This is a genomic window from Methylobacterium sp. ap11 (assembly GCF_900110515.1).
GTDB lineage: Bacteria > Pseudomonadota > Alphaproteobacteria > Rhizobiales > Beijerinckiaceae > Methylobacterium > Methylobacterium ajmalii.
Genome location: NZ_FOEB01000002.1, coordinates 221,253 through 243,701, shown reverse-complemented (window position 1 = coordinate 243,701; position 22,449 = coordinate 221,253). Strand labels below are relative to the sequence as shown.

General features: G+C 73.0%; 16 protein-coding genes, 1 tRNA gene and 3 pseudogenes. 10 read left to right on the top strand and 10 right to left on the bottom strand.

Annotation, left to right across the window (positions count from 1 at the left end; translation table 11 throughout):
- The first annotated feature begins 4 nt into the window (after positions 1-4).
- From BMX97_RS03585 to BMX97_RS03565, 5 genes are all read left to right on the top strand, one after another.
- On the top strand, positions 5-946 hold the full coding sequence (locus tag BMX97_RS03585; protein ID WP_060850098.1) for an ABC transporter permease: 942 nt from the start codon (positions 5-7) through the stop codon (positions 944-946).
- Entirely contained in the window at positions 943-1,869 is a 927-nt protein-coding gene (locus BMX97_RS03580) for an ABC transporter permease (protein WP_244538258.1), read from the top strand. The genes BMX97_RS03585 and BMX97_RS03580 overlap by 4 nt, the downstream gene beginning before the upstream one ends.
- The gene (locus BMX97_RS03575; RefSeq protein ID WP_091745492.1) at positions 1,866-3,509 is read left to right on the top strand and encodes an ABC transporter ATP-binding protein; all 1,644 of its coding nucleotides are present in this window, start codon (positions 1,866-1,868) and stop codon (positions 3,507-3,509) included. Before BMX97_RS03580 ends, BMX97_RS03575 begins: the two co-directional genes overlap by 4 nt.
- A gap of 114 nt (positions 3,510-3,623) precedes the next feature.
- Entirely contained in the window at positions 3,624-5,099 is a 1,476-nt protein-coding gene (locus BMX97_RS03570; protein WP_091745490.1) for an amidase, read from the top strand.
- 138 nt (positions 5,100-5,237) lie between these two features.
- Positions 5,238-6,692 carry a M81 family metallopeptidase gene (locus BMX97_RS03565; protein WP_091745487.1) on the top strand — a complete coding sequence of 485 codons (1,455 nt, stop codon included), beginning with the start codon at positions 5,238-5,240 and terminating at the stop codon, positions 6,690-6,692.
- A gap of 16 nt (positions 6,693-6,708) precedes the next feature.
- Here the strand turns inward: BMX97_RS03565 and BMX97_RS03560 are convergent, their stop codons facing one another.
- The 4 genes from BMX97_RS03560 to BMX97_RS03545 form a co-directional block, all read right to left on the bottom strand.
- On the bottom strand, positions 6,709-7,272 hold the full coding sequence (locus BMX97_RS03560) for a histidine phosphatase family protein (protein WP_091745485.1): 564 nt from the start codon (positions 7,270-7,272) through the stop codon (positions 6,709-6,711).
- 66 nt (positions 7,273-7,338) lie between these two features.
- Positions 7,339-10,353, bottom strand: coding sequence for a response regulator (locus BMX97_RS03555; protein WP_091745870.1), 3,015 nt, complete (start codon positions 10,351-10,353; stop codon positions 7,339-7,341).
- 176 nt (positions 10,354-10,529) lie between these two features.
- Positions 10,530-11,834 (bottom strand): MFS transporter, encoded by a 1,305-nt coding sequence (locus BMX97_RS03550; protein WP_091745483.1) that lies wholly within the window; start codon positions 11,832-11,834, stop codon positions 10,530-10,532.
- An 8-nt stretch (positions 11,835-11,842) separates the two neighbouring features.
- Positions 11,843-12,037, bottom strand: a complete 195-nt coding sequence (locus BMX97_RS03545) for an Rmf/CrpP family protein (protein ID WP_091745480.1) — start codon at positions 12,035-12,037, stop codon at positions 11,843-11,845.
- 287 nt (positions 12,038-12,324) lie between these two features.
- On the opposite strand from BMX97_RS03545, the pseudogene BMX97_RS03540 reads away from it, so the two are divergent.
- From BMX97_RS03540 to BMX97_RS03530, 3 genes and pseudogenes are all read left to right on the top strand, one after another.
- Positions 12,325-13,326: pseudogene (locus BMX97_RS03540) on the top strand (sulfurtransferase).
- Positions 13,323-14,525, top strand: coding sequence for a YeeE/YedE family protein (locus BMX97_RS03535; protein WP_091745478.1), 1,203 nt, complete (start codon positions 13,323-13,325; stop codon positions 14,523-14,525). The pseudogene BMX97_RS03540 and the gene BMX97_RS03535 overlap by 4 nt, the downstream one beginning before the upstream one ends.
- 74 nt (positions 14,526-14,599) lie before the next feature.
- The gene (locus BMX97_RS03530; protein ID WP_091745476.1) at positions 14,600-15,958 is read left to right on the top strand and encodes a PLP-dependent transferase; all 1,359 of its coding nucleotides are present in this window, start codon (positions 14,600-14,602) and stop codon (positions 15,956-15,958) included.
- On the opposite strand, the gene BMX97_RS03525 is transcribed toward BMX97_RS03530, so the two are convergent.
- The 4 genes from BMX97_RS03525 to BMX97_RS03510 all read right to left on the bottom strand — a co-directional run bounded on the left by BMX97_RS03525 (position 15,955) and on the right by BMX97_RS03510 (position 17,352).
- Positions 15,955-16,287, bottom strand: coding sequence for a hypothetical protein (locus BMX97_RS03525; RefSeq protein WP_091745474.1), 333 nt, complete (start codon positions 16,285-16,287; stop codon positions 15,955-15,957). The genes BMX97_RS03530 and BMX97_RS03525 overlap by 4 nt on opposite strands.
- Positions 16,288-16,538: 251 nt before the next feature.
- Complete coding sequence (locus tag BMX97_RS03520; protein WP_091745472.1) at positions 16,539-16,730, bottom strand: hypothetical protein; 192 nt, start codon at positions 16,728-16,730, stop codon at positions 16,539-16,541.
- A gap of 88 nt (positions 16,731-16,818) precedes the next feature.
- Positions 16,819-17,061 (bottom strand): hypothetical protein, encoded by a 243-nt coding sequence (locus BMX97_RS03515; protein WP_091745470.1) that lies wholly within the window; start codon positions 17,059-17,061, stop codon positions 16,819-16,821.
- Between the two features lie 214 nt (positions 17,062-17,275).
- Positions 17,276-17,352, bottom strand: a tRNA-Arg gene (locus BMX97_RS03510).
- A gap of 152 nt (positions 17,353-17,504) precedes the next feature.
- Here BMX97_RS03510 and BMX97_RS03505 point away from each other — a divergent pair.
- Positions 17,505-17,770: pseudogene (locus BMX97_RS03505) on the top strand (transposase family protein); the annotation flags it as partial.
- Between the two features lie 287 nt (positions 17,771-18,057).
- Here the strand turns inward: BMX97_RS03505 and BMX97_RS03500 are convergent.
- Positions 18,058-18,965, bottom strand: a pseudogene (locus BMX97_RS03500) (solute carrier family 23 protein); the annotation flags it as partial.
- Between the two features lie 291 nt (positions 18,966-19,256).
- On the opposite strand from BMX97_RS03500, the gene rnhA reads away from it, so the two are divergent.
- The gene (rnhA, locus tag BMX97_RS03495) at positions 19,257-19,976 is read left to right on the top strand and encodes a ribonuclease HI (RefSeq protein WP_091745467.1); all 720 of its coding nucleotides are present in this window, start codon (positions 19,257-19,259) and stop codon (positions 19,974-19,976) included.
- 18 nt (positions 19,977-19,994) lie between these two features.
- On the opposite strand, the gene BMX97_RS03490 is transcribed toward rnhA, so the two are convergent.
- Positions 19,995-22,358 carry an MHYT domain-containing protein gene (locus BMX97_RS03490; RefSeq protein ID WP_091745465.1) on the bottom strand — a complete coding sequence of 788 codons (2,364 nt, stop codon included), beginning with the start codon at positions 22,356-22,358 and terminating at the stop codon, positions 19,995-19,997.
- Between the last annotated feature and the right edge of the window lie 91 nt (positions 22,359-22,449).

The window sequence follows — 22,449 nt, the reverse complement described above, 5'->3', positions numbered from 1 at the left end:
GGCGATGGCCGGCTATGTCCTGCGGCGGTTGCTCGCCGCCATTCCGGTGCTGGCGATCGTCGCGGTGCTGGTGTTCCTGATGCTGCGGCTCACCCCCGGCGACCCAGCGGCGGTGATCGCCGGGGACAACGCCTCGAGCGAGCAGATCGCGCAGGTGCGCCAGAAGCTCGGCCTCGACCAGTCGCTGCCGGCGCAGTTCGCGATCTGGATCGGCAACCTCCTCCACGGCAATCTCGGCGAGTCGTTCTTCTTCAAGAAGAGCATCGGCGAGCTGATCCTCGGGCGGATCGAACCGACCCTGTCGCTCGCCGCCGCCACGATGCTGATCGCGGTCTGCGTCGCGATCCCGCTCGGGGTCGTGGCCGCCTACCGGCACGGCTCCTGGCTCGACCGGATCGTGATGGGCATGTCGGTGCTCGGGTTCTCGGTGCCGGTCTTCGTGATCGGCTACCTCCTGATCTACGTCTTCTCGATCACGCTAGGCTGGTTCCCGGTCCAGGGCTACCAGCCGCTCTCCGCGGGCCTCGGGGGCTACCTGCACCGCCTGGTCCTGCCGGCCGTGACCCTGTCGGTGGTCTACATCGCGCTCATCGCCCGCATGACCCGGGCGAGCGTGCTGGAGGTCCTGAACGAGGACTACATCCGCACCGCCCGGGCCAAGGGCCAGGTCGAGCGCAAGATCCTCTTTCGCCACGCGCTCAAGAACGCCGCGGTGCCGATCGTGACGGTGGTCGGCATCGGCATCGCGCTCCTCATCGGCGGCGTGGTGGTGACCGAGAGCGTCTTCGCCATCCCCGGACTCGGCCGCCTCACGGTCGATGCGGTGCTGGCCCGGGACTATCCGACGATCCAGGCGCTGATCCTGATGTTCTCGGGCGTCTACGTCCTCATCAACCTCCTGATCGACCTCACCTACAGCCTGTTCGACCCGAGGATCCGCCATTGAGTGCCGAGCCGACCCTGCTGGCGCCCGCCGCGGCCGCGCCCCTGCCGCCCGGCCGCACCCTCGCCGCGCGCCTCCTGCGCAACCCGGTCGTCGCGATCGGCGCCGGCTTCCTCCTCCTGATGGCGCTGATCGGGGCCTTCGCGCCGGTCCTCGGCACGCTCGACCCGGGCGCGATCAACCCGGCGACCCGCAACCGCCCGCCGGGCTTCGAGCGCACGATCCGGGCCGAGGACGGCTCGACCTCGACCTTCCGTCACCGGATGGGCACCGACAGCCTGGGGCGCGACGTCTACAGCCGGGTGCTCTACGGCGCCCGGGTCTCCCTCGCCATCGCCGTCTCGGTGGCGGCCCTGTCGCTCGCCGTCGGCCTGCTGCTCGGGCTCGTCGCCGGCTACATCCGCCCCCTCGACGGGCCGATCATGCGGCTGATGGACGGGCTGATGGCGATTCCCGGCATCCTGCTCGCCATCGCGGTGGTGTCGCTGTTCCGGGCCGGCCTGCCGGCGGTCATCGCCGCGATCGTGGTGCCGGAGATCCCCCGGGTGGTACGGCTGGTGCGCTCGATCGTGCTCTCGGTGCGGGAGGAGCCCTACGTCGAGGCCGCGATCATGGCCGGCACCCGCCTGCCGCTGCTGATGGCGCGCCACATCCTGCCCAACACCGTCGCGCCCCTGATCGTGCAGGGCACCTTCATCGCCGCCTCGGCGATCCTGGTCGAGGCGGTGCTCTCGTTCCTCGGCATCGGCATCCCGCCGGAGACGCCGAGCTGGGGCAACATCATGGCGGAGGGCCGCAACCTGTTCCGGGTCTACCCCCACAACATCCTGTATCCGGGCATCGTCCTCGGCCTCACGGTGCTGGCCGTGAACATGCTGGGCGACGGCCTGCGCGACACCCTCGATCCGAAGATGACCGGCCGATGAGCGCTGCGCCCTCCCCCGTTCTCGAGATCGAGAACCTCGCCATCGCGCTGCCGGGCGGCGGCGACCGGTCGCGCGCCGTCGACGGGGTCTCGTTCACGGTCGCCCGCGGCGAGATCGTCTGCGTCGTCGGCGAATCCGGCTCCGGCAAGTCGGTCACCGCCTTCTCGGTGATGGGTCTCCTCGCCAAGGTGCTGAAGCCCGTCGACGGCGCGATCCGGCTCCTCGGCGAGGACGTGCTGACGGCAACCCCCCAGCGCCTGCGGGCCCTGCGCGGCGACCGCATGGCGATGATCTTCCAGGAGCCGATGACGGCGCTGAACCCGGTGCTGACCGTCGGCGACCAGATCGAGGAGGTCCTGCGCATCCACACCGACCTCGGCGGCAAGGAGCGCCGGGCCAAGGTGCTGGCGATGCTGGAGGCCATGCACCTGCCCGACCCCGAGCGGATGCACGCCTCCTACCCGCACCAGCTCTCCGGCGGCCAGCGCCAGCGGGTGATGATCGCCGCCGCCCTCATCCTCGACCCGGCGCTGCTCATCGCCGACGAGCCGACCACCGCCCTCGACGTCACCACCCAGGCCCAGATCCTGAAGCTGATCCGCGAGATGCAGGAGCGCCGCGGCACCGGCGTCCTGTTCATCACCCACGATTTCGGCGTGGTGGCGGAGATCGCCGACCGGGTGGTGGTGATGCAGCGCGGCCGCGTCGTCGAGCAGGGTCCGGCCGCCCAGGTGCTGGAGCGGCCCCAGCACCCCTACACCAAGATGCTGATCGGCGCGGTGCCGACGATGACGCCCGCCCGGCGCCCGCCGGTCACCGGCGCCCTGGCGCTGGAGACCGCCGCCCTCGAGAAGACCTATCGCAGCGGCGGCCTGTTCAAGAAGGAACGCGTCGTCCACGCCGCCGCCGACGTGGCGCTGCGCATCCGCCGCGGCGAGACGGTCGGCATCGTCGGCGAGTCGGGCTCGGGCAAGTCGACGGTCGCCCGCTGCATCGCCCGGCTGATCGCCCCGAGCGGGGGCCAGATCATGGTCGGCGACCGGGACATCGCCCGCCTGCCCGAGCGCCGGCTGCGGCCGATGCGCCAGAAGATCCAGGTCGTCTTCCAGGATCCGTTCCGCTCGCTCAACCCGCGCCGCACGGTCGGGGCCTCGATCATCGAGGGGCCGGTGAATTTCGGCACCGGCCCGGAGGCCGCGACCGCCAAGGCCCGGGAGCTGATGGGCCTCGTCGGGCTCGATCCCTCGGCGCTCGCCCGCTACCCGCACCAGTTCTCCGGCGGCCAGCGCCAGCGCATCGCGCTCGCCCGGGCGCTCGCCATGGAGCCCGAGATCCTGATCGCCGACGAGGCGGTCTCGGCCCTCGACGTCTCGGTGCAGCGCCAGGTGCTCGCCCTCCTCGACGACGTGCAGCGCCGCTTCGACCTCGCGATCCTGTTCATCACCCACGACCTGCGGGTGGCGGCCCAGATCTGCGACCGGCTGATCGTGATGCAGCGCGGCCGCATCGTCGAGGAAGGCCCGACCGCCGAGGTCTTCGCCCGGCCGAAGGCCTCCTATACCCGGGCTCTGATCGAGGCGGCGCCGGGGCGGGAGTTCGGGCGGGGGAACGCGCCTCTTCAGGAAGCGGCTTCCGCCTGATGCAACCGAACGAAGATGAAACGCGGGATCCCCTCTCCCATGTGGGAGAGGGGGACGCGCTTTGTCTTGAAGCGACTATTGCAGTTCTAGCGTAAACAGAACAGGACCATACCAATGACCCTCGCCATGACCTGGGAGGAATGGGCGCAGCACGACGCCTGCGGGCTCGCCGCGCGGGTGCGCGCCGGCGAGGTGACGGCGGCGGAACTGGCCGCCCAGGCGGCGGCCGGCGTGGCGCTGACCAACCCGGCGACGAGCGCCGTGATCGAGCTGTTCGACGATTGCATCGCCGACCCGGCGACGGACGGCACCAACCTCGACGGCGCCTTCGCAGGCGTGCCGTTCCTGATGAAGGACCTCGGGCCGACCCTGAAGGGCCGGCTGCAGGAGATGGGCTCGCTCCTGATGCGCGGCAACCGCGCGACGAGCGACAGCCACCTGACGGGTAGGATGCGGCAGGCCGGCCTCAGCCTCGTCGGGCGCACCACCACGCCGGAATTCGGCGTGTGCAGCTCGGCCGAGAACCCGGCGGTCTACGTCACCCGCAACCCCTGGAACCTCGACTACACCACCTGCGGCTCCTCGGCGGGATCCGCCGCCGCGGTGGCCTCGGGCGTGGTGCCGATGGCGCACGCCACCGACGGCGGCGGCTCGATCCGCATCCCGGCGGGCGTCAACGGCAATCTCGGGCTCAAGCCCTCCCGCGGCGTGTTCTCGATCGCGCCCTACGGCTCGGACCTGACCAGCGTGGTGTCGATCCAGGGCTGCCAGTCGCGCACCGTGCGCGACACCGCGACCTTCGTCGACCAGTGCCGCGGCGGCGCTCCGGGCGAGTTCATGCCCTACTGGACCGCGCCCGAGCCCTACGCCACGCTGATCGAGCGCGATCCCGGGCGCCTGCGCATCGCGCTGTCGCACGAATGGGGCGATTACCGCGCCGCGCCCCAGCACGTCGCCGAGCTGGAGCGGATCGGTCGCTTCCTCGAAGGCCTCGGCCACCACGTCGAGTGGGCGCTGCCGGCGGTCGACATCCGGGCCGCCTTCGAGGCCCAGACCACCTGCTACATCACCAACTTCGCCCAGACCATCAACGGGCTGCTGGCCCTCAAGGGCCTCGAGCGGCCGCCCGAGGACCTGATCGAGCCGATGAACATCCGGATCTGGGAAGCCGGGCGCCACGCGAGCTACGCGGAGCGGACGGCGATGCAGGCGGCGTTCAACACCACGGCCCGGGGCTTCGGCGCCTTCTTCGAGGCGTGGGACATCATCCTCACCCCGATCACCGCCGTGCCGACGCCGCGCGTCGGCACCACCGAATACCTGACGATCAGCGACGAGCCGTCGGTCCACGCCTGGTTCGAGAACCTGTGGCGCAACTTCGCCTACACGCCGCTCGCCAACCTGTGCGGCCTGCCGGCCCTGTCGATGCCGCTCGCCTGGAACGAGCACGGCCTGCCGCTCGGCATCCAGGCGCAGGCGCGCCAGGGCGCCGACGGGCTGCTGCTCCAGCTCGCCGCCCAGGTCGAGCGCGCCATCGGGGGGAAGTGGAACGACGGCAAGCGGCCGGGCGTCCACGTGGCGGCGGGGTGAGGGCCGGCCCCTCGACAGGATCGTGGAATCAGGGTCATCCCGGGGCCGAAGGCGGGCCCGGGACGACGTCGCGAGCATGAGGCGCGCCGCCCCGATCCGGCTCCGTCTCGAAGACCATCTCCCAGAGGAGACCCATCCGTGAAGCTCTTCATCGCCGCGCTCGGCACCGAGACCAACACCTTCTCGCCGATCCCGACCGGGCGCGCCGCCTTCCTCGAGGACCTCTACGTCGAGACCGGCGCCTCCCGCACCTCGGATCACTGGTTCGCCGGGCCGCTCAAGGTCTGGCGCACGATGGGCGAGGCCGCCGGCTACGCGGTGGTGGAGAGCCTGGCGGCCTTCGCCCCGCCGGGCGGGCCGACGCGCCAGGACGTGTGGGTGGACCTGCGCGACCGGGTGCTGGCCGACCTCAGGGCCGCCGGCCCGGTCGACATGGTGCTGTTCGACCTCCACGGCGCGATGGTCGCCGAGGAGCAGGACGATTGCGAGGGCGAGCTCGTCGCCGCGGCCCGGGAGATCGTGGGCAAGGGGGTGACGGTGGGGGTCGAGCTCGACCTGCATTGCCACCTGAGCGAGCGCATCGTCGCGGCCTCCGACGTGCTGCTCACCTACAAGGAATACCCCCACATCGACGTCGACGACCGGGCGCGCGACCTCTTCCGCCTCTGCGACGACGCGCGGGCGGGCCGGATCCGGCCGACGATCGCCGTCGCCGATTGCCGGATGCTGGCGGTGTGGCGCACGCCCAACCAGCCGACCCGCGGCTTCGTCGACCGGATGAGCGCGGCGGAGGGGCGGGACGGCATCCTGTCCCTGTCGCTCGCCCACGGCTTTCCCTGGGCCGACCTCCCGGATGTCGGTGCCAAGGTGGTGGCGGTGACGGACGGCGACCCGGACCTGGCCCGGGCCACCGCCGAGGCGCTCGCCCGCGAATTGTGGGAGATGCGCGAGGCGACCACCGACCGGCTCCTGACCCTCGACGAGGCGGTGCAGGTGGCGCTGAAGCCCGCCGAGGGCGTGACGGTGCTGGCCGACGTCTCGGACAATGCCGGGGCGGGATCGGCGAGCGATTCGACCTTCCTGCTGCGCGCCCTCGTCGAGGCCGGCGCGACGCGCTGCGCCATCGGCAGCTTCTGGGATCCGGTCGCGGTCCGGCTCTGCCGCGAGGCCGGCCTCGGCGCGCGCCTGGCCTTGCGCGTCGGCGGCAAGACCGGGCCGATGTCGGGCGATCCCGTCGATCTCGCCGTGCGGGTGATCGGCATCCAGGCGGACGCGGTCCAGACCTACGGCAACGGCAAGCAGCCGATGGGCGATTGCGTGATGGTCGAGGCCGGCGGCCTGCACATCGTGCTCAACGCCCTGCGCACCCAGGTCTTCCAGCCCTCGGCCTTCGAGCAGTTCGGCGTCTCGCTCACCGACTACGCCACCGTGTTCGTGAAGTCGGCCCAGCACTTCAATGCCGGCTTCGCGCCGCGGGCCGACCGCATCCTCCACGTCGCGGTGACGGGCAGCGCCAACCCCGACTTCGCGGCGCTCGTCCTGCCGCGGGCCGGCCGGCCGCTCTGGCCGATCGTCGCCGATCCGTTCGCCTGAGCCGGGCTGGCGGCGGTCAGCGCTCGACCGCCGCGAGCCGGCCGGCCTCGTCCATCCGGCAGCGGACCCATTCGCCGTTGGCGAGGCTGCAGCCGGTGACCGCCATGATGAACACCCAGTGGCAGACGACGAGGGTGTGGGCCCAGTCCGGATCTTCGGCCATCGCCGTGCCGAAGGCCGCCACGCGGGCCTCGAACAGGTGGTCGGGCTCCTGGTCCGCCTCGTCGGCCCCGCGCCACCAGACCTCGTCCATGTGGTCGAGATCGAGATGCGGCCAGGCGCGGGCGAGGTCGGTCCGGCAGGTGCCGGTGTCGCAGCTCGCGCCCCGGCGCTCGCGCACCATCGGGGTGACGAGGATCGGCAGGCCGAGGCGGTCGGCCACCGGCGTCGCGGTCTGGAGCGCCCGGGTCAGGGGGGAGCACAGGATGCGCCGCACCCCCTCCCCCGCCAGGGCCCGGGCGGCGGCCTCCGCCTGCCCGTGGCCGAGCGGCGTCAGGGGCGCATCCACGATGCCGGGATCGACCCCCGTCGCGTGGAAATGCAGGTTGAACTCACTCTGGCCGTGGCGAAGCAGGATCATCGGGCCAAGGTAGGGCGCGCCGTCGTGCCGGCCCCGCGACGCGCAGCCGCGAGGCCGGCCGATCCCCTACTCCGACGGTGACACCGGCCGGTCCGGCGCCTCGGCCTCGCCTCCGGCCGCCGACCCCATCAGCCCGCGCAGGGTCGCGGCGAGGTCGGCCATGCCGAGGCCGGCCTTGGGCAGGATGCGGTCGGCCCGGCCGGCGAGACGGCGGCGGTCCTCGGCGGTGACGTCCTTGGCGGTCAGGACGACGACCGGGATGTCGCGCCACTCGGGCTTGTCGCGCAACGCCCGCAGGAAGCCGAAGCCGTCCATCTCCGGCATCATCAGGTCGAGGAGGACGAGGCCGGGCTTTCGCACCCCGACGGCCTCGAGGCCGGCGAGCCCGTTCTCGGCGCTCGCCACCCGCCAGCCCTCACGGGTCAGCATCGTGGTCATGCGCTCGCGCACGTCGGGATCGTCGTCGACCACGAGGACCGGACCCTCGTGGATGGCGGGGCGGAAGCGCTCCATCGCCTCCTTGAGCGCCCCCCACTCCACCGGCTTGTGCAGGTAGTCGGTCGCGCCGAGCGAGAAGGCGAGGTTCTGCTCGTCGAGCACGGTGACCATGATCACCGGCGTCGCGCCGAAGTCGGGGTCGGCCCGCAGGGCCCGCAGCACCGCCCAGCCGTCCATCCGCGGCATCGTCACGTCGAGGAGGACGACGCGGGGGCGCAAGGCCCGCGCCTGCTCCAGCCCGGCGCGGCCGTCCGGGGCGGTGGCGACCTGGAACCCGTCGCGCTTCAGGAAGCGGACGAGCAGGTCGCGGGACGCCGGGTCGTCGTCGACGACGAGGACGAGGTTCGAGCCGGCCTCAGGCCGGGGCGCGGCGGCGGGCTCCGCCGCGTCAGGTCCCGTCGGGGCAGCCTCGGCCTGGTCGCGCGCCTCGTAGAGGGCCGGCAGGTCCAGGGTGAAGGTGGTGCCCTCCCCGGGCCGGCTCGCCACCGCGATCTCACCGCCGAGCATCCGGGCGAAGGCCCGGGTGATGGCAAGCCCGAGGCCGGTGCCGCCGAAGCGGCGGGTGGTCGAGGCATCGGCCTGGGTGAAGCGCTGGAAGAGCCGCGCCTGCTGCTCCTCGGTCATGCCGATGCCGGTATCGGTCACGGCGAAGCGCAGGACGTCGCCGCCCGGCCGGTGCTCGCGCACCGCCGACAGCGTGATCCGGCCGTCCTCGGTGAACTTCGCCGCGTTGCTGAGCAGGTTGATCAGGCACTGCCGGAGCTTGGTCGCGTCGGTATGCGCCTGCCCGAGCCCGTCGCCGAGGCGCAGGTCGAGGGTGTTGCCCTTCTTGAGCACCAGGGCGTCGACCGTGGTGGCGACGTCGCGCAGGGTCTCGGCCACGTCGAGGTCCTCGGCGTAGACCTCCATCCGCTCGGCCTCGATCTTCGAGAGGTCGAGCACGTCGTTGATGAGGCCGAGCAGGTGGCGGGCATTCGCCTCGATCTTGCGCATGTCGGCGAGCAGGCTCTCCTCGCCGAGATCCTCCATCTCCTCCTGCAGCATCTCGGCGTAGCCGATCACCGCCGAGAGCGGCGTGCGCAGCTCGTGGCTCATGTTGGCGAGGAACTGGCTCTTGGCACGGTTGGCCTCCTCGGCCGCCACCTTGGCGGCTTCGAGCGCCAGCTCGGCCTCCTTGCGGGCGGTGACGTCGGCATGCGCGCCGACCCACTCGCGCACCCGCCCGTCCTCCTCCAGGATCGGGACGGCGCGGCCCTCCATGTAGCGCCACACCCCGTCGTGCCGGCGCAGGCGGTGCTCGATGGCGTAGAGCGTGCGGCCCGTCACCGCCCGCTCCCAGGCCTCCCGCGTCGCCTCGCGGTCGTCGGGATGGACCGCCGCCAGGAAGCCCTGGCCGGCCGCCTCGGCGGGGGCCTGGCCGGTGAAGCGGGTCCATTCCGAGGCGCTCTCGCGGAACGCCCCGTCCGGCGTGGTGGTCCAGACGATGGCCGAGGTCGCCTCGGTGAGCGAGCGGAAGCGCTCCTCGCTGTCGGCGCGGCGGCGCTCGGCGAGCTTGGCGAGCGTCACGTCGTCCATGACGATGCCGACGCCGTCGGCCCGCTCGGTCTCCGGGCCGCGGCCGCGGCCGCGCAGCGGGAAGAAGCTGACCTCGAAGTGGCGCACCCCGCCCGGCGCGCTCGGCGCCGGCACGCCGACCTCGATGTTGGCGGTGACGAGGCCGTTGTCGCGGGCCGCCGCGAGCTTGGGCGCCAGGGCGTCGCGCAGGGACGGCAGCAGCGCCCAGATCGGCGCGCCGACATCGGCACCGAAGCCGCGCTCGCTCATGTTGCCGAGCGCCCGGTTCATGTGGCGCAGGTTCAGGTCGCGGTCGAGGAAGCCGAGGCCGACCGGCGCGTTCTCCAGGACGCTCTCGAGGAGGTCGGCCATGCGCTGGCTCTCGCGGCGGCGCACCAGGGCGAGGCGGGCGAGCAGGCCCGCCGCCGCGAGCGCCGACAGGAGGGTGACGAGGGAGAGGATCGGCGTGCGCAGGGCATTCGCCTCGGCCAGCCGGCGCATCCCGGCCGCGGCGTCGTCCTGGACCTCCCGGGTGAGGGCGCGCACCGCGTCCATGGCGCGCTTGCCCTCCCCGGTCTGGATCAGCGCCAGGGCCGCGTCGCGCCCGTCGGCCCCCTCGCCGCCGGCCCGGCGCGCGGCGACGACGCGGCCGGCATACTCCGTCTCGGCGTCGATCACGGCACGGCGGCGCGCGCGCAGGGCCCGGTCGGGCGTGTCCGCGTCGAGCCGGTCGAGCTCGCCGCCGATCCGGCCGAGGGCCGCGGTGTAGGGGTCGAGGTAGTCCTCGCGGCCGGTGAGCACGAAGCCGCGCTGGCCGGTCTCGAGGTCCTTCATGCTGGAGAGCACGCGCTCGCTCTGCGCCAGGACCCGGCCGAGCCGCTCGGTCTCCTCGCGGTTGCGGGCGGCCTCGACGTAGTTCCAGCCCCCGGTCGCCACCGCGATGGCGAAGAGCAGGAAGGCGAGCGGCGATCCCGGGACGCGCCGGCCGGGGGCGAGGAAGCGCCACCTCTGCGTCGTCTTCGCTTGCATCGTCTCGGTCTCGAGGCTCATGACGGGGAGGGTTTCCGTTCGAGGGCGCGGCCGGGGCGGAAGCCGGGTCCTCCGGCTTGTGGCACGGTTTGCCGTGCGGGCCCTCCCGAAAAGCGCCCGGCCCCGAAACCACCCCGCCCCGAAATCGCCCCGCCCCGAGAGGCGGGGCGGGACGATCATGCAGTGTCGTCGAGGTCGCGGCCGCGGGTCTCGGGCAGCATCCAGGCCGCCACCGTGCCGACGAGGCTGAAGGCGGCGAGGTAGTAGGCCGGCGCCATCCGGTCCCCGGTCGCGGCGATCAGCCAGTTGATCACGTAGTTGGTGCTGCCGCCGAACACCGAGACGGCGAGCGCGTACACGATGGCGAGGCCGGAGCTGCGCACCGAGCGCGGCAGCGATTCCGGGATGCCGACGATGATCGCCGCCGCGTTGATCGAGGACAGGGCCGAGAGCAGGAAGGTCACCGCGTAGACCGCGAGCGGCCCCGGCGCCCGCAGGAGCCAGGCGAAGGCCGGCACCGCGAGCAGCAGGATCAGCACCCGGGGCCAGATCATCACCGGGCGCCGGCCGACCCGGTCGGCGAGAAACCCGCCCAGCAGCGGAAACGCCACCGAGGCGAGGCCGAGCGCGATCGGCACCGCCGTCGCGGCGGTCTCGGACAGGCCGAGCGTCGCCCCGGCATAGACCGGCATGTTGGTGCCGACGGCGTTCGAGACCGTCGAGGCGGCGACGACCAGGAAGGTCAGGGCGAGCAGGCGGCCGTGGTCGCGCAGGAGCCGGCGGATCACCGCGCCCGTCGAGGCGGCGGCCTGCGGGTCGGCCTCGGCGCCGCCGGTCTCCGGCAGGTGGCTGCGGATGATCAGGCCGACCGGCACGACGGCGAGGCCGACGAGGAACATCACCCGCCAGCCCCACTGCGCCATGGCGGCGTCGCCGACCGTCAGCGCCAGCGCCGTGGCGAGCAGCCCGGCGAAGAGGGCCGCGCAGCCCTGGCTGGCGATCTGCCAGCTCGTGACGAAGCCGCGGTGCCGGGGCGGCGCGGCCTCGAGCAGGTAGGCGGTGGAGGGACCGACCTCGCCGCCGAGCGCCAGCCCCTGGATCAGCCGGCCGGCGATGACGATGGCCTGCGCCCAGCCGCCGATCTGCGCGTAGCCGGGGCAGGCCGCGAGCATCAGCATGCCGAGCGCCATCAGGGCGATGGTGACCAGCATGGCGGGCTTGCGCCCGGCCCGGTCGGCGAGCGCGCCGATCAGCGCGCCGCCGATCGGCCGCATGACGTAGCCGACGCCGAACAGCGCGAGCGAGGCGAGCAAGCTGTGGCTCGCGTCGGAGGCCGGAAAGAACGCCTCGCCGATCGCCTTGGCGAAGAAGGCGTAGACGGTGAAGTCGTAGAATTCGAGGGCGTTGCCGAGCACGACGGCGCCGACCGCCTTGCGGTCGAGGCGCGGGGCCGGCGGATGGGCGGGAGCGATCGCGTCCATGCCGGGGCTCAGCGGCCGGGCTCGCGCTTGATCCCGCCCGTCACCGGCGCGGCGCCCGCCGCCACGGCGGCGTCGTAGCCGGCCAGCCACAGGGTGCGGGCCTGCGTCCCCTCGGCATACGGGCAGGCCTCGCGGGCGAGCCCCTTGCCGGGGGCGGCCTCGCCGAGGGCGCGGGCGTCGAGGTCGTCGGGCGGGGTCTGCATCGGGGGTCTCCGGTCGTGTCCGTGCAGGCGATCTAGGGCGCCCGGACGAAAGCCGAACCGCCGCGAGCGGTCCCACGCACGACCGGGGCCGGATAATCCTCGTCGCCGGCTGCCGCGAAGGCGCGTCGATCTTCTCTCGACTCGTCTCAATTAAGAATATCTCTTCAGTTGATCAGCGAGATGATTTCTGCAAAATCTCGACACGGTCGAGTTATCGAAGCATTCGACACATCTTCACAAGACGAGAGGGAGCGTGCCGGCACGACCGGGCGCCTCGGGGGACGACCATGCGCAAGACGATCGTGTTTCGCTCGAGCCTCGCCGGCGCCGCGCTCGCGGCCCTGCTGCTGCCCGCCGGCCCCACCCCGGCGACAGCCGGCGCGGCGGCCGGCGCGAAAACCGGCACGACGGCGGCGTCACCGGTCCGGGACGCCGAGGCGAGCCCGCTGGTCTCGACCGAGTGGCTGGAGAAGAACCTCGATTCCGGTAAGCTGCGCATCGTCGAGGTCAGCGTCGATCCGGGCGTCTACGAGCGCGGCCACATCCCGGGCGCCCACAACGTCGCCTGGCACACCGACCTCGTCGAGACGGTGAGCCGCGACATCGCCGGGCCGGACAAGTTCGCCGCCCTCGCCCGACGCCTCGGGATCGACCGCGACACCACGGTGGTGCTCTACGGCGACAACAACAACTGGTTCGCCGCCTGGGGCGCCTAAGTGTTCGCGCAATACGGCCTCGTCGACACCGTCAAGCTGCTCGACGGCGGGCGCAAGAAGTGGGAGGCGGAGAAGCGGCCGCTCGACACCCGCACGCCGGAGGTCGCGGCCTCCGCGTTCGCCGTCGCCCCGGCCTCGACGGCGCTCCGGGCCCGGTTCACCGACGTGCTGGCGGTGGCGCGCAAGGAGCGCGACGAAAAGATCCTCGACATCCGCTCGCCCGACGAGTTCTCCGGCAAGATCATCGCGCCGGCCGGGGTGCCGGAACTGGCGGTGCGCGCCGGCCACATCCCGGGCTCGGTCAACGTGCCCTGGGCCAGGGCCGTGAACCCGGACGGGACCCTGAAGCCCGTCGAGGAGCTGCGCAAGCTCTACGCCGAGGCCGGGATCGACGGCTCGAAGCCGGTCATCACCTCCTGCCGCATCGGCGAGCGCTCGAGCCATTCCTGGTTCGTGCTGAGCCGGGTGCTCGGCTATCCGGCCCGCAACTACGACGGCTCGTGGACCGAATACGGCAACGCCGTCGGCGTGCCGGTCGTCAACCTCGCCGGCACGGTCTGGGGCGGCAAATGACGGCGAGCGCGGCGGTCACCGCGGCCGCCCCCGCAGGCGAAGGATTCCGCGTCGGCGTCTCCTTGAGCCTCGCCGGCCTGCTGGCGGGGAGCGCCTGGCACCTCTCGGGCGAGGCGGGCAGCGGGCGGCTGGCCCTGTCGCTGATCTTCGGGGCGCTGTTCGGCTTCGTGCTCCAGCGCTCGCGCTTCTGCTTCCTCTGCGTCTGGCGGGATCTCCTCGACCGGGGCGACCCGCGCGGGGTCCTGGGCATCCTCGCCGCGCTCGCCGTGGGCATGGCGGGCTACGCCGTGGTGTTCGGGGCCTGGCTGCCGGACCCGTCGGGGACGCGGCTGCCGCCCGGCGCCCATATCGGCCCGGTCGGGCCGGTGCTGGCGCTCGCCGGCCTCGCCTTCGGGGCCGGCATGGCGATCTCGGGCTCGTGCCTGAGCGCGCATCTCTACCGCCTCGGCGAGGGCTCGGCGACGGCGCCGTTCGCGCTCCTCGGCGCCGCCCTCGGCTTCGTCCTCGGCTTCCTGACCTGGAACCCGCTCTACCTCGCGGGCATCGCCGGGGCGCCGGTGACCTGGCTGCCGCGCCATCTCGGCTATGCCGGCAGCCTCGCCGCCGGGCTCGCGGTGCTGGGGGGCGCCGCCCTGTGGCTGCTGCGGCAGCCGCTCCCCGCCGCCCCGCCGCCGGCGGCCGCCGATCCGTGGCGGGCGGTGTTCGTGGCGCGCTGGCCGACCTGGCTCGGGGGGCTCGCCGTCGGGGCGATCGGGACGCTGTCCTACCTGCGGCTCGGCCCCCTCGGGGTCACGGCGGATTTCGGCGGACGCAGCCGGCAGGGGGCTGCCGCCCTGGGGCTGCTGCCGGAACGGCTGGAGGGGCTCGACGCCTTCCGCGGCTGCGCCACGGCGCTCGGCGACGCGCTCCTCACCCCGAACGGACTGTTCGTCGGCGGGCTCGTGGTCGCCTCGTTCGCGGCGGCGCTCGCCGCCGGCCAGTTCCGGCCGGCCCGGCCCGGGCGGGGCCATGTGCTGCGCGGCCTGTCCGGCGGGGTGCTGCTCGGCTGGGGGGCGATGACCGGGCTCGGCTGCAGCATCGGCACGCTCGTCTCCGGCATCATGGCGGGCGCCCTGTCGGGCTGGGTGTTCGGGATCGCGATGCTCGCCGGCATCACCGTCACGCTCGGCCTCGGCCGCCGGCTCGGCTGGCTCGCCTGACCGGCCCGGCGTGGCGGGCGGCGCGGGACGGCCCTATACGGCGAAACGATTCCCGCCCGAGACGGAGCCGCCCCGTGCCGCCCTCCCCGCCTGTCTCCGAGACCTCCACCTCCGAGACCTCCACCTCCGAGCCCCCCACCTCCGAGAGCTCGACTCCCGAGACGCCTCTTCCCGGGGCCGGCAGCAAGCCCGCGCGGCGCGCCGGCTTCCTGGCCCGGTGCCGGCCCGCCACCCGCCGCATCCACGCGCCGATCCTCGACCTCGCGGCCTCCCGCGGCCATCTCAACCCCCGCGGCCTCGGCCGGGCCCGCGCCTGTTCGGATCTCGGCTCGCTCGGGCAGAGCAGCGTCGGCTTCGAGACGCTGGCCGACTACGCGGCCGCCGACGAGGCCGGCCGGGCGCCCTATGGCGGCGCCGAGTACGGCATCGTCCAGTCGCCGGAGGCCGACGCGGTCGGCCGCAAGTTCGCGGCCCTGCATGGCGGGGCCGGCGCGGTCGTCTGCGCCTCGGGGCTCGCCGCCATCGTGACGGTGCTCGACGCCTTCGCGCCCAAGCTCGTCCTGATCCCGGACGGGATCTACTTCCCGGCCTGGCGCTACATGAGCGAGACCGGCCGGGCGGAACTCCTGACCTATCCGGCGGGCGCCTCGGGCGCCGAGGTCGACGCCCTGATCCGCGAGGCCGGCCGGCGCGCCGCGCCCGCCGACACGATGCTCTACCTCGAGGCGCCGGGCAGCGGCACGTTCGAGATTCCCGACATCGCCGGGATCGTCGAGGCGGCGGCACGGGCGGGCCTGCGCACCGTGATGGACAACACCTGGGCGAGCCACGTCCGCTTCCGGCCCCTCGACCACGGCATCGCGATCGCGATCCAGGCCACGACCAAGCACGAGGGCGGCTACGGCGACACGCCGAGCGGCATCGCGGTGGCCCGCCACGAACCCGACCTCGCGCGCCTGCGCCGGCAGCTGCGGATCAGCGGCCACGGCGCGGTCTCGCCCCAGACCTGCACCCGCCTGTCTCACCGGGTCGACGGCACGCAGGCCCGGCTCGACCGGCATGCGGCGAGCGCCGCGACGCTGATGCGGTGGTTCGAGGGCCAGGCCTTCACCGCCGACATCCTGAGCCCGGCGCGGCCGGCGAGCCCGTGGCACGCCCGCTTCACGCGGTATTTCGGCGCCGGCAACGGGCTGTTCACGGTGGCGTTCGACGAGGCGCTGCCCGCCGAGCGGGTCCACGCCTTCGTCGACGCGCTGTTGCTGTTTCGGGTCGCCGAGAGCTGGGGCGGCCACGTCTCGCTGGTGCTGCCGGTCCATCCGCGCCGCGACTCGGCGCTGCTGCCGAAGGGCGCGATGTTCCGCTTCCATGCCGGCCTCGAGGAGGCCGACGACCTCGTCGCCGACCTCGCCCAGGCGGCGCGCGCGGCGTTCTAGCCCGGGTAGCCGTAGCGGGCGCGGGCGGCGGCGAGGAGGTGCAGGGCCTCGCCGTCGCGGCCGGCGGCGCAGGCCGCGGAGGCGTTGGCGAGGTCGGCCGAGAAGCGCTTGCCGACCGGGGTGTTGAGGTTGCCGGTGGCGACGTCGCTGTCGACGATGGCCTGGGTCCGGGCGATGGCGGGACCGCAGCCGGAGCCGGCGGGCAGGCCCGCGGCCGGCAGGGCCGCGACCGGGGCGATCGCGGCCACCGGCGGGGCGGTCGTCTTCGACTGGCAGGCGGCGAGGGCGAGAAGGGCCGCGAGGGCGAGCCCGGGCTTCAGCTGCGACACGGGTGAGGCTCCACCTTGAGGGCGCTGGGAGATTGCGCTCATGCGGCCAAGCTTGTGGCAAGCGCGGCCGGGGCGGTCAATCGTGGGAGCCGATGCCGCTCCCGACGCCGCCCATGCGCGACCGGCCCGCATCGCAGGCCCCTGCCGACCGACCGACGGGCCCGGTCCGGGCCGCGAGGCCGGGACGCGCCTACGACGCCCGGGCGGCGCGGCGTGCCTCACCCGTCGCCATCGAGACCGGGCGGTCGGGGTCAGTCGTATTCCAGCCCGACGGAGTGCTCGAACGCGGTGCCGCTGGTCGTCTTGCCCTTGGGGTCCGCGACCGAGATATCGCGAAAGCCTCGCCCCATCAGCTCCCGGACCTTGTCGAGCGCCTGCAGGTCCGTCCCGCAGGCGAAGGTCACCGCGCGGCCGGTCGGGTCGGTTCCTGTTACCTTGTACACGCTCGGTCCCCTGTTCGACGTCGAGCCCGGGGCGGATGGGATGCGCCCGCTCGTCCGTCACCTGTCGCCTTCGTGGCAGGGCCGAACCTCAGGCTCCCGGCGTCCAGTCGATCTTGGGCTTCTGCGACAGGATGCGCTCGAAGTAGTCGGCCACGGCCTGCGCGCCGTTCGCATGCATCATGGCGACCGGGTGGGCAAGATAGGCGCGGGCTAGGTCGAGGGGAATGTCGCCCGCTTGCAGCGCGCCCAGCACCGCATCGATGAACGCGTCGTTGGCCTCGTTGAAGTCCGACGAGAGCTTCTTGCGGTCGTTGAGCGCCTTGATCGGCATCGTGCGGGTCCGTGATCTTGAGGGAGGGGCCAGAACCCGAGCGCGACCGGCTCCGTCACGTCGGCGGCTGAAACCGAAAAGGGCTCGACGATTCGTGCCTCGCCATCCCGGAGGCCATGCCATCTCGGGGCGTCGACCGCCTCGCTCCGGCGACACCCAAGCAGCACCGAACCGTAGCCAGGCAGCGCTCGAACGAATGAATTGTCAAGGAAAATGGCGCACCCGACACGATTCGAACGTGTGACCTTTGCCTTCGGAGGGCAACGCTCTATCCAGCTGAGCTACGGGTGCTGACCGCGAAGCCTCTGTAGCCCGGCCCGATCCGGAGCGCAACAGGGAAAGGGTCAGCCAGCAGGGCAATCGCTTCAGCCCTCGAGCGGGTTTGAGCTGCGCGGGGATGAGGATCGTGGTTGAGCAGGGGCTTGTCGCTCTGCGAGGCCCCCATGCCATCATCGCTGTCGATCCTGGATCATTCCTCAGCCTTGGAAGACCCGCGCCAGCATTGGCGGGTGATCTACCCGCTGCCCGACATCCTGCTGCTGGTGTTGTGCGCGACGCTCTGCGGCATGGACGATTTCGTCGAGTTCCGGCTGTGGGGTGACCAGTGCCTGAGCTTCCTGCGTCGTTTGCTCCCCTACGCGCGGGGCCTGCCCGCCCACGATACCCTCACGACGTCATCAACGCGCTCGACGCCGGCCTCTTCAAGACCTCGTCACCGCTCGGCGCCGACCGCCTCGGGCCTGCCATCCGGCAGTACCGGGCGATCGAGAACGGACTGCACTGGATCCTCGACGTCGCCTTCCACGACGATCAATCGCGCATCCGCACCGCTCATGCTCCGCAGAACATGCTGACGGCCCGCCACATCGCGGTGACCGTGGCAGCCCGCAAAAAGGGCAACGACTCCATGCGCCTCGGCCGCAAAACCGCAGGCGGGGACGACGACTATCTCGTCAGGCTCGTTGCCCCATGGCACTTCGCCCAATTGCCCTGCGAGCCCCCGACCAGCGTGCCGAGCCCGTCGGCCCGCAGGCCGCGGGCGAGGTCGGCCCGGGTCACCGGCCGGCCGGTGATCTCGCCGAGCGCCAGGAACTTCCCGGTCGATTCGATCATCACGACGCACATCGTGGCGACCGGCACGAGGTGGAAGTGCGGCCAGCCGAAATGAATCGGCAGCACCGGGGCGAACCAGGCCGCCGCCGCGACCTTCTCGAAATGCATGAGCCCGAGGCAGGCCTCCATGACCGGGCCGGCGACGATGCCGGCGAGCACCGCGACGTTGGCGAGGAAGCCCCGGCCCCAGCGGATGAGCGCGAGGATCGTCAGCAGAACCAGGAGGGCGATGCCGAGGCCGCCGGCCTGCGCGTAGTTCGGGTCCGGGAAGGCGACCGGCACGCCGTCGACGATCCTCGTGATCGTCGGCTGGCCGCCGCCGGCCCAGTTGATGCCGACCCGCATCAGCGAGATGCCGATGATTAGGATGATGGTGCCGGTGACGACCGGCGGAAACAGCGGCAGCAGGCGACTGACATAGGGGCCACCAGGAGGCCGAACAGGCCGGCGGCGATGACCGAGCCGTAGATACCGAGCAGCCCGACCCCGGGGGGCGCCGCCATCGACAGCATCGGGCCGACCGACGCGAAGGTCACGCCCATCATCACCGGCAGGCGGATGCCGACGCCCGGGAACCCCGCCGACTGGATCAGGGTCGCGAGGCCGCGGGCGAACAGGTCGGCGCCGATCAGGAAGGCGACGTCCTCGGGCGGAAGACCGAGCGCGCGGCCGACGATCAGCGGCACCGCCACCGCGCCGGCATACATGACGAGCACGTGCTGCAGCGCCAGGGGCAGCAGGCGGGCCGGCGGCAGCCTCTCCTCGACGGCGTCGGCGGGCTCGACTGGCATGGGGCGTGTCTCGTCTGTGGCGGGCGGATCGGCGCGGACGGATCGACTGCGGCCCCCTTGCGGAAACCCGTGCCCTCATCATCGCGCATCCCTGCCGGCCCGCAAGCGGCGTGCCAGGGAAACCCGGCGGGCGAGGCCGGGGCGCACGCGAGGGACCGGGTTGCGCAGGGGACCGCCTGGGTATTTGTTCACCATTCCGGGCCGACATTGCCGTCGCGGCCGGCAGCCCGCGGCTCCGCGCCGGAGCCCGGGCGCGGCCGCATTCCGTCGTGACGTTCGAGCGAAGAGACCATGCGAACCATCGTGTATGCCGACGGCGGCTGCGATCCCAATCCCGGCCCGGGCGGCTGGGGCGTGGTGATCCAGGCCCCGGACGGCCCGATCGAGCTGTGCGGGGGCGAGACGCAGAGCACCAACAACCGCATGGAGCTGACCGCGGCGATCCGGGCGCTGGAGCACTTTCCCGAGGGCGCCGCGATCGAGATGCGGTGCGACAGCCAGTACGTGGTGAAGTCGGTCACCGAGTGGATCCGGGGCTGGAAGCTCAAGGGCTGGCGCACCACCACCGGCCCGGTGAAGAACGTCGAGCTGATGCAGCGCCTCGACGAGCTGGCGGCGCGGCGCGACGTGCGCTGGGTCTGGGTGAAGGGCCATTCCGGCGAGGCCGGCAACGAGCGCGCCGACCGGCTGGCGGCCCAGGGGCGGCGCCAGGCCCTCGGGCTGCCGCCCCGGGCCGACATCGCGCCGGCGCGGACATCCGCCGCCACGACCAAGACGGCTGTGCCGGCAGCCGCCCCGGCGTCCGCCGCTCCCCCGGCCGAGCCCGCTCCCCGCGGCACCTCGATCCCGGTGGACGGGGCGCTGGGCCTGCGCCTGTCGCGCGCCGCCAAGCAGGCCGGCACCACGCCGCAGGCCTATGCCGACGAGGTGCTGCGCCTCGCCGTCGATCTCGGCCCCGAGGGGCTCGCGCTCCTGCGCGACGCGAAGGCCCGGAAGCTGCCGGCGGCGTGAGGCGCGAGGGAGCCGGTCTCACGCGCTCCGGGGGAACGGCACCACCGTATCGTCGCCCGGTTCGGCGCCGCGCATGACCGTCTCGATCATCCGGGCCAGTGCCGCCTGGTCGTAGGGCTTGGCGAGCCGCGGCAGCTGGGCTCCCTCGCCGGATCCGAGATCGGCGTAGCCGGTGGCGAGGATGACCTTGAGGCCCGGGCGTTCGGCGAGGATGCGCGCGGCGAGCTCGACGCCGGTCATCTCCGGCATGGCGTGGTCGGTCAGCACCAGGTCGAGGGTGCGGGCGCGGCGCATCAGCGCCAGGGCTTCCCGGCCGGACCGGGCCTCGATCACCCGGTGGCCGAGGTCTTCCAGCATCGCGGCGCTGTTCTCGAGCACCAGGGGATCGTCGTCGACGACGAGGACCACCTGGGATGGAAGCAAGGCCTGGGACGGCGGGACGCGGGGGCCTGCGGCGGAACGCGGCGACGGATCGGCGACGGCCTGCGCCGCCACCGGCAGCCAGATCTCCGCGGTGGTGCCGGCCCCCGGCCGGCTGCGCAGCGCCAGGCGGCCGTGCGACTGGGCCGCGAGCCCGTGCACCATCGAGAGGCCGAGCCCGGTGCCCTTGCCGACGCCCTTGGTGGTGAAGAACGGCTCCTGCGCCCGGGCGAGGACGGCCTCGTCCATGCCGGTGCCGGTATCGGCGACCGACAGGCACAGCATCGTGCCGGCCTCGTCCGGACCGGCTCCCTCCCGCTCGGCCCCTTCGTCCTCGCCCGCCCGCGCGGCGATCGTGACGGTGCCGCCCCCCGGCATCGCGTCGCGGGCGTTCACCACGAGGTTGAGGAGGGCGAGTTCGAGCTGGTGGGCATCGACCAGGGCGGGCGGCAGCCGCAGCGGGAAGCGCGTCTCGATCCGGATTTCCGGCCCGATCGAGCGCTGCAGGAGGTCGGCCATCCCGCGCACCAGCCGGGCGAGGTCGACGGGCTCCGGCCGCAGCTCCTGGCGCCGGGCGAAGGCGAGCATGCGCTGGGTCAGCGCCGCGCCGCGCTCGGCACCCTGGACGGCGTTGTCGAGGAGGCGCAGCAGGCGGGGATCGTCGGGCAGGCGCTTGCGCATCAGCTCCAGGCTGCCCAGCACCGCCATCAGCAGGTTGTTGAAGTCGTGGGCGACGCCGCCGGTGAGCTGGCCCACGGCTTCCATCTTCTGGGCCTGGGCGAGGGCTCCTTGCGCCTGCGCCAGGGCCTCCTGGGCTCGGCGGCGCTCGGTGATGTCGCGGGTCACCTTGGCGAAACCGACATGCGCCCCGTCGCCGTCGCGGATCGGATCGATGACGACGCTGGCCCAGAACCGGGTGCCGTCGCGGCGCAGGCGCCAGCCCTCGGCCTCGAACTTCCCCTCGGCGAGCGCGGTCGCGAGCGCCCGGGCCGGAACGCCCTGCGCCCGCTCCTCCTCGGTGTAGAAGCACGAGAAATGGGTGCCGACGATCTCCTCGGCCTCGTAGCCCTTGATCCGGCGGGCGCCGGCATTCCAGTTCGCCACCATGCCGTCGCGGTCGAGCATGAAGATCGCGTAGTCGGTCACGCTCTCGAGCAGCAGGCGGTAGCGCTCCTCGCTGGCCCGCAGCGCCGCCGCCTCCCGGGCGGCGTTCTGGGAGAAGCGCCGGTCGATCGCGGCGGCCGAGAGCGCGAGGACGAGGACCAGCACGGTCACCGCGGTGACGCCGACGGCGAGGCGGGCCTGGCCGAACCCGGCCGCGGCGGCGTCGGGCAGCGCCGCGGCGTGATGCGCGACCGTCAGCCCCTGCATGCCCGAGAAGTGCATGCCCGCGATGGCGAGCCCCATCACCCCGGCCGCGGCGACCCGCAGGCCGACGCCGCTCTCGGCGAGCGCCAGCCGGATCGCCGCCGTGGCGGCCACGACCGCCACCACGACGGAGGCGGCGACCCAGGCCGGATCGTACCGGAGGGGGCCCGGCAGGTGCATCGCCGCCATGCCGGTGTAGTGCATCGAGACGATGCCGAGCCCGGTGACGAGGCCCGCGAGCGCGATCCGCGCCGTCCGAGGCCGGGTCCCGTCCCCTCCCTCGCGGCCGGGTCCTTTCGCGATCGAGAGGCCGAGCGCCGTCACGGCGACCGGCACGGCGAGCGACAGGAGCGTGAGGCCGAGGTCGTAGGTGATCTCGATGCCGGGCAGGCGGAAGGCCAGCATCGCCACGAAGTGCATCGACCAGACGCCGCCGCCGAGCACCAGGGCGGCGGCCATCAGCCAGGCGCGGCGCGCCCAGCCGGTCGCGGCCTTCATCCGGTCGGCGAGGTCAAGGGCGACGAAGGCGGCCAGCATCGCGATCGCGACCGAGAGGCCGACGAGAGCGGGATCGTGAAGGCCGGCATGCGCCATCGTGCACCTCGGGGCGGGCGCGGACGTTCCCGGCTCGGCGGAGCCGGGAACGTCGATCGGGTTACTCTACTTCAGGCTGCGCGGCCGCGCG

Coding starts and splice junctions, on each gene's coding strand:
- BMX97_RS03545 (WP_091745480.1), bottom strand. CDS start 12,037: ATGCAGACCCCGCCCGACGACCTCGACGCCCGCGCCCTCGGCGAGGCC.
- BMX97_RS03570 (WP_091745490.1), top strand. CDS start 3,624: ATGACCCTCGCCATGACCTGGGAGGAATGGGCGCAGCACGACGCCTGC.
- rnhA (WP_091745467.1), top strand. CDS start 19,257: ATGCGAACCATCGTGTATGCCGACGGCGGCTGCGATCCCAATCCCGGC.
- BMX97_RS03555 (WP_091745870.1), bottom strand. CDS start 10,353: ATGCAAGCGAAGACGACGCAGAGGTGGCGCTTCCTCGCCCCCGGCCGG.
- BMX97_RS03515 (WP_091745470.1), bottom strand. CDS start 17,061: ATGCCGATCAAGGCGCTCAACGACCGCAAGAAGCTCTCGTCGGACTTC.
- BMX97_RS03575 (WP_091745492.1), top strand. CDS start 1,866: ATGAGCGCTGCGCCCTCCCCCGTTCTCGAGATCGAGAACCTCGCCATC.
- BMX97_RS03535 (WP_091745478.1), top strand. CDS start 13,323: ATGACGGCGAGCGCGGCGGTCACCGCGGCCGCCCCCGCAGGCGAAGGA.
- BMX97_RS03550 (WP_091745483.1), bottom strand. CDS start 11,834: ATGGACGCGATCGCTCCCGCCCATCCGCCGGCCCCGCGCCTCGACCGC.
- BMX97_RS03490 (WP_091745465.1), bottom strand. CDS start 22,358: ATGGCGCATGCCGGCCTTCACGATCCCGCTCTCGTCGGCCTCTCGGTC.
- BMX97_RS03585 (WP_060850098.1), top strand. CDS start 5: ATGGCCGGCTATGTCCTGCGGCGGTTGCTCGCCGCCATTCCGGTGCTG.
- BMX97_RS03560 (WP_091745485.1), bottom strand. CDS start 7,272: ATGATCCTGCTTCGCCACGGCCAGAGTGAGTTCAACCTGCATTTCCAC.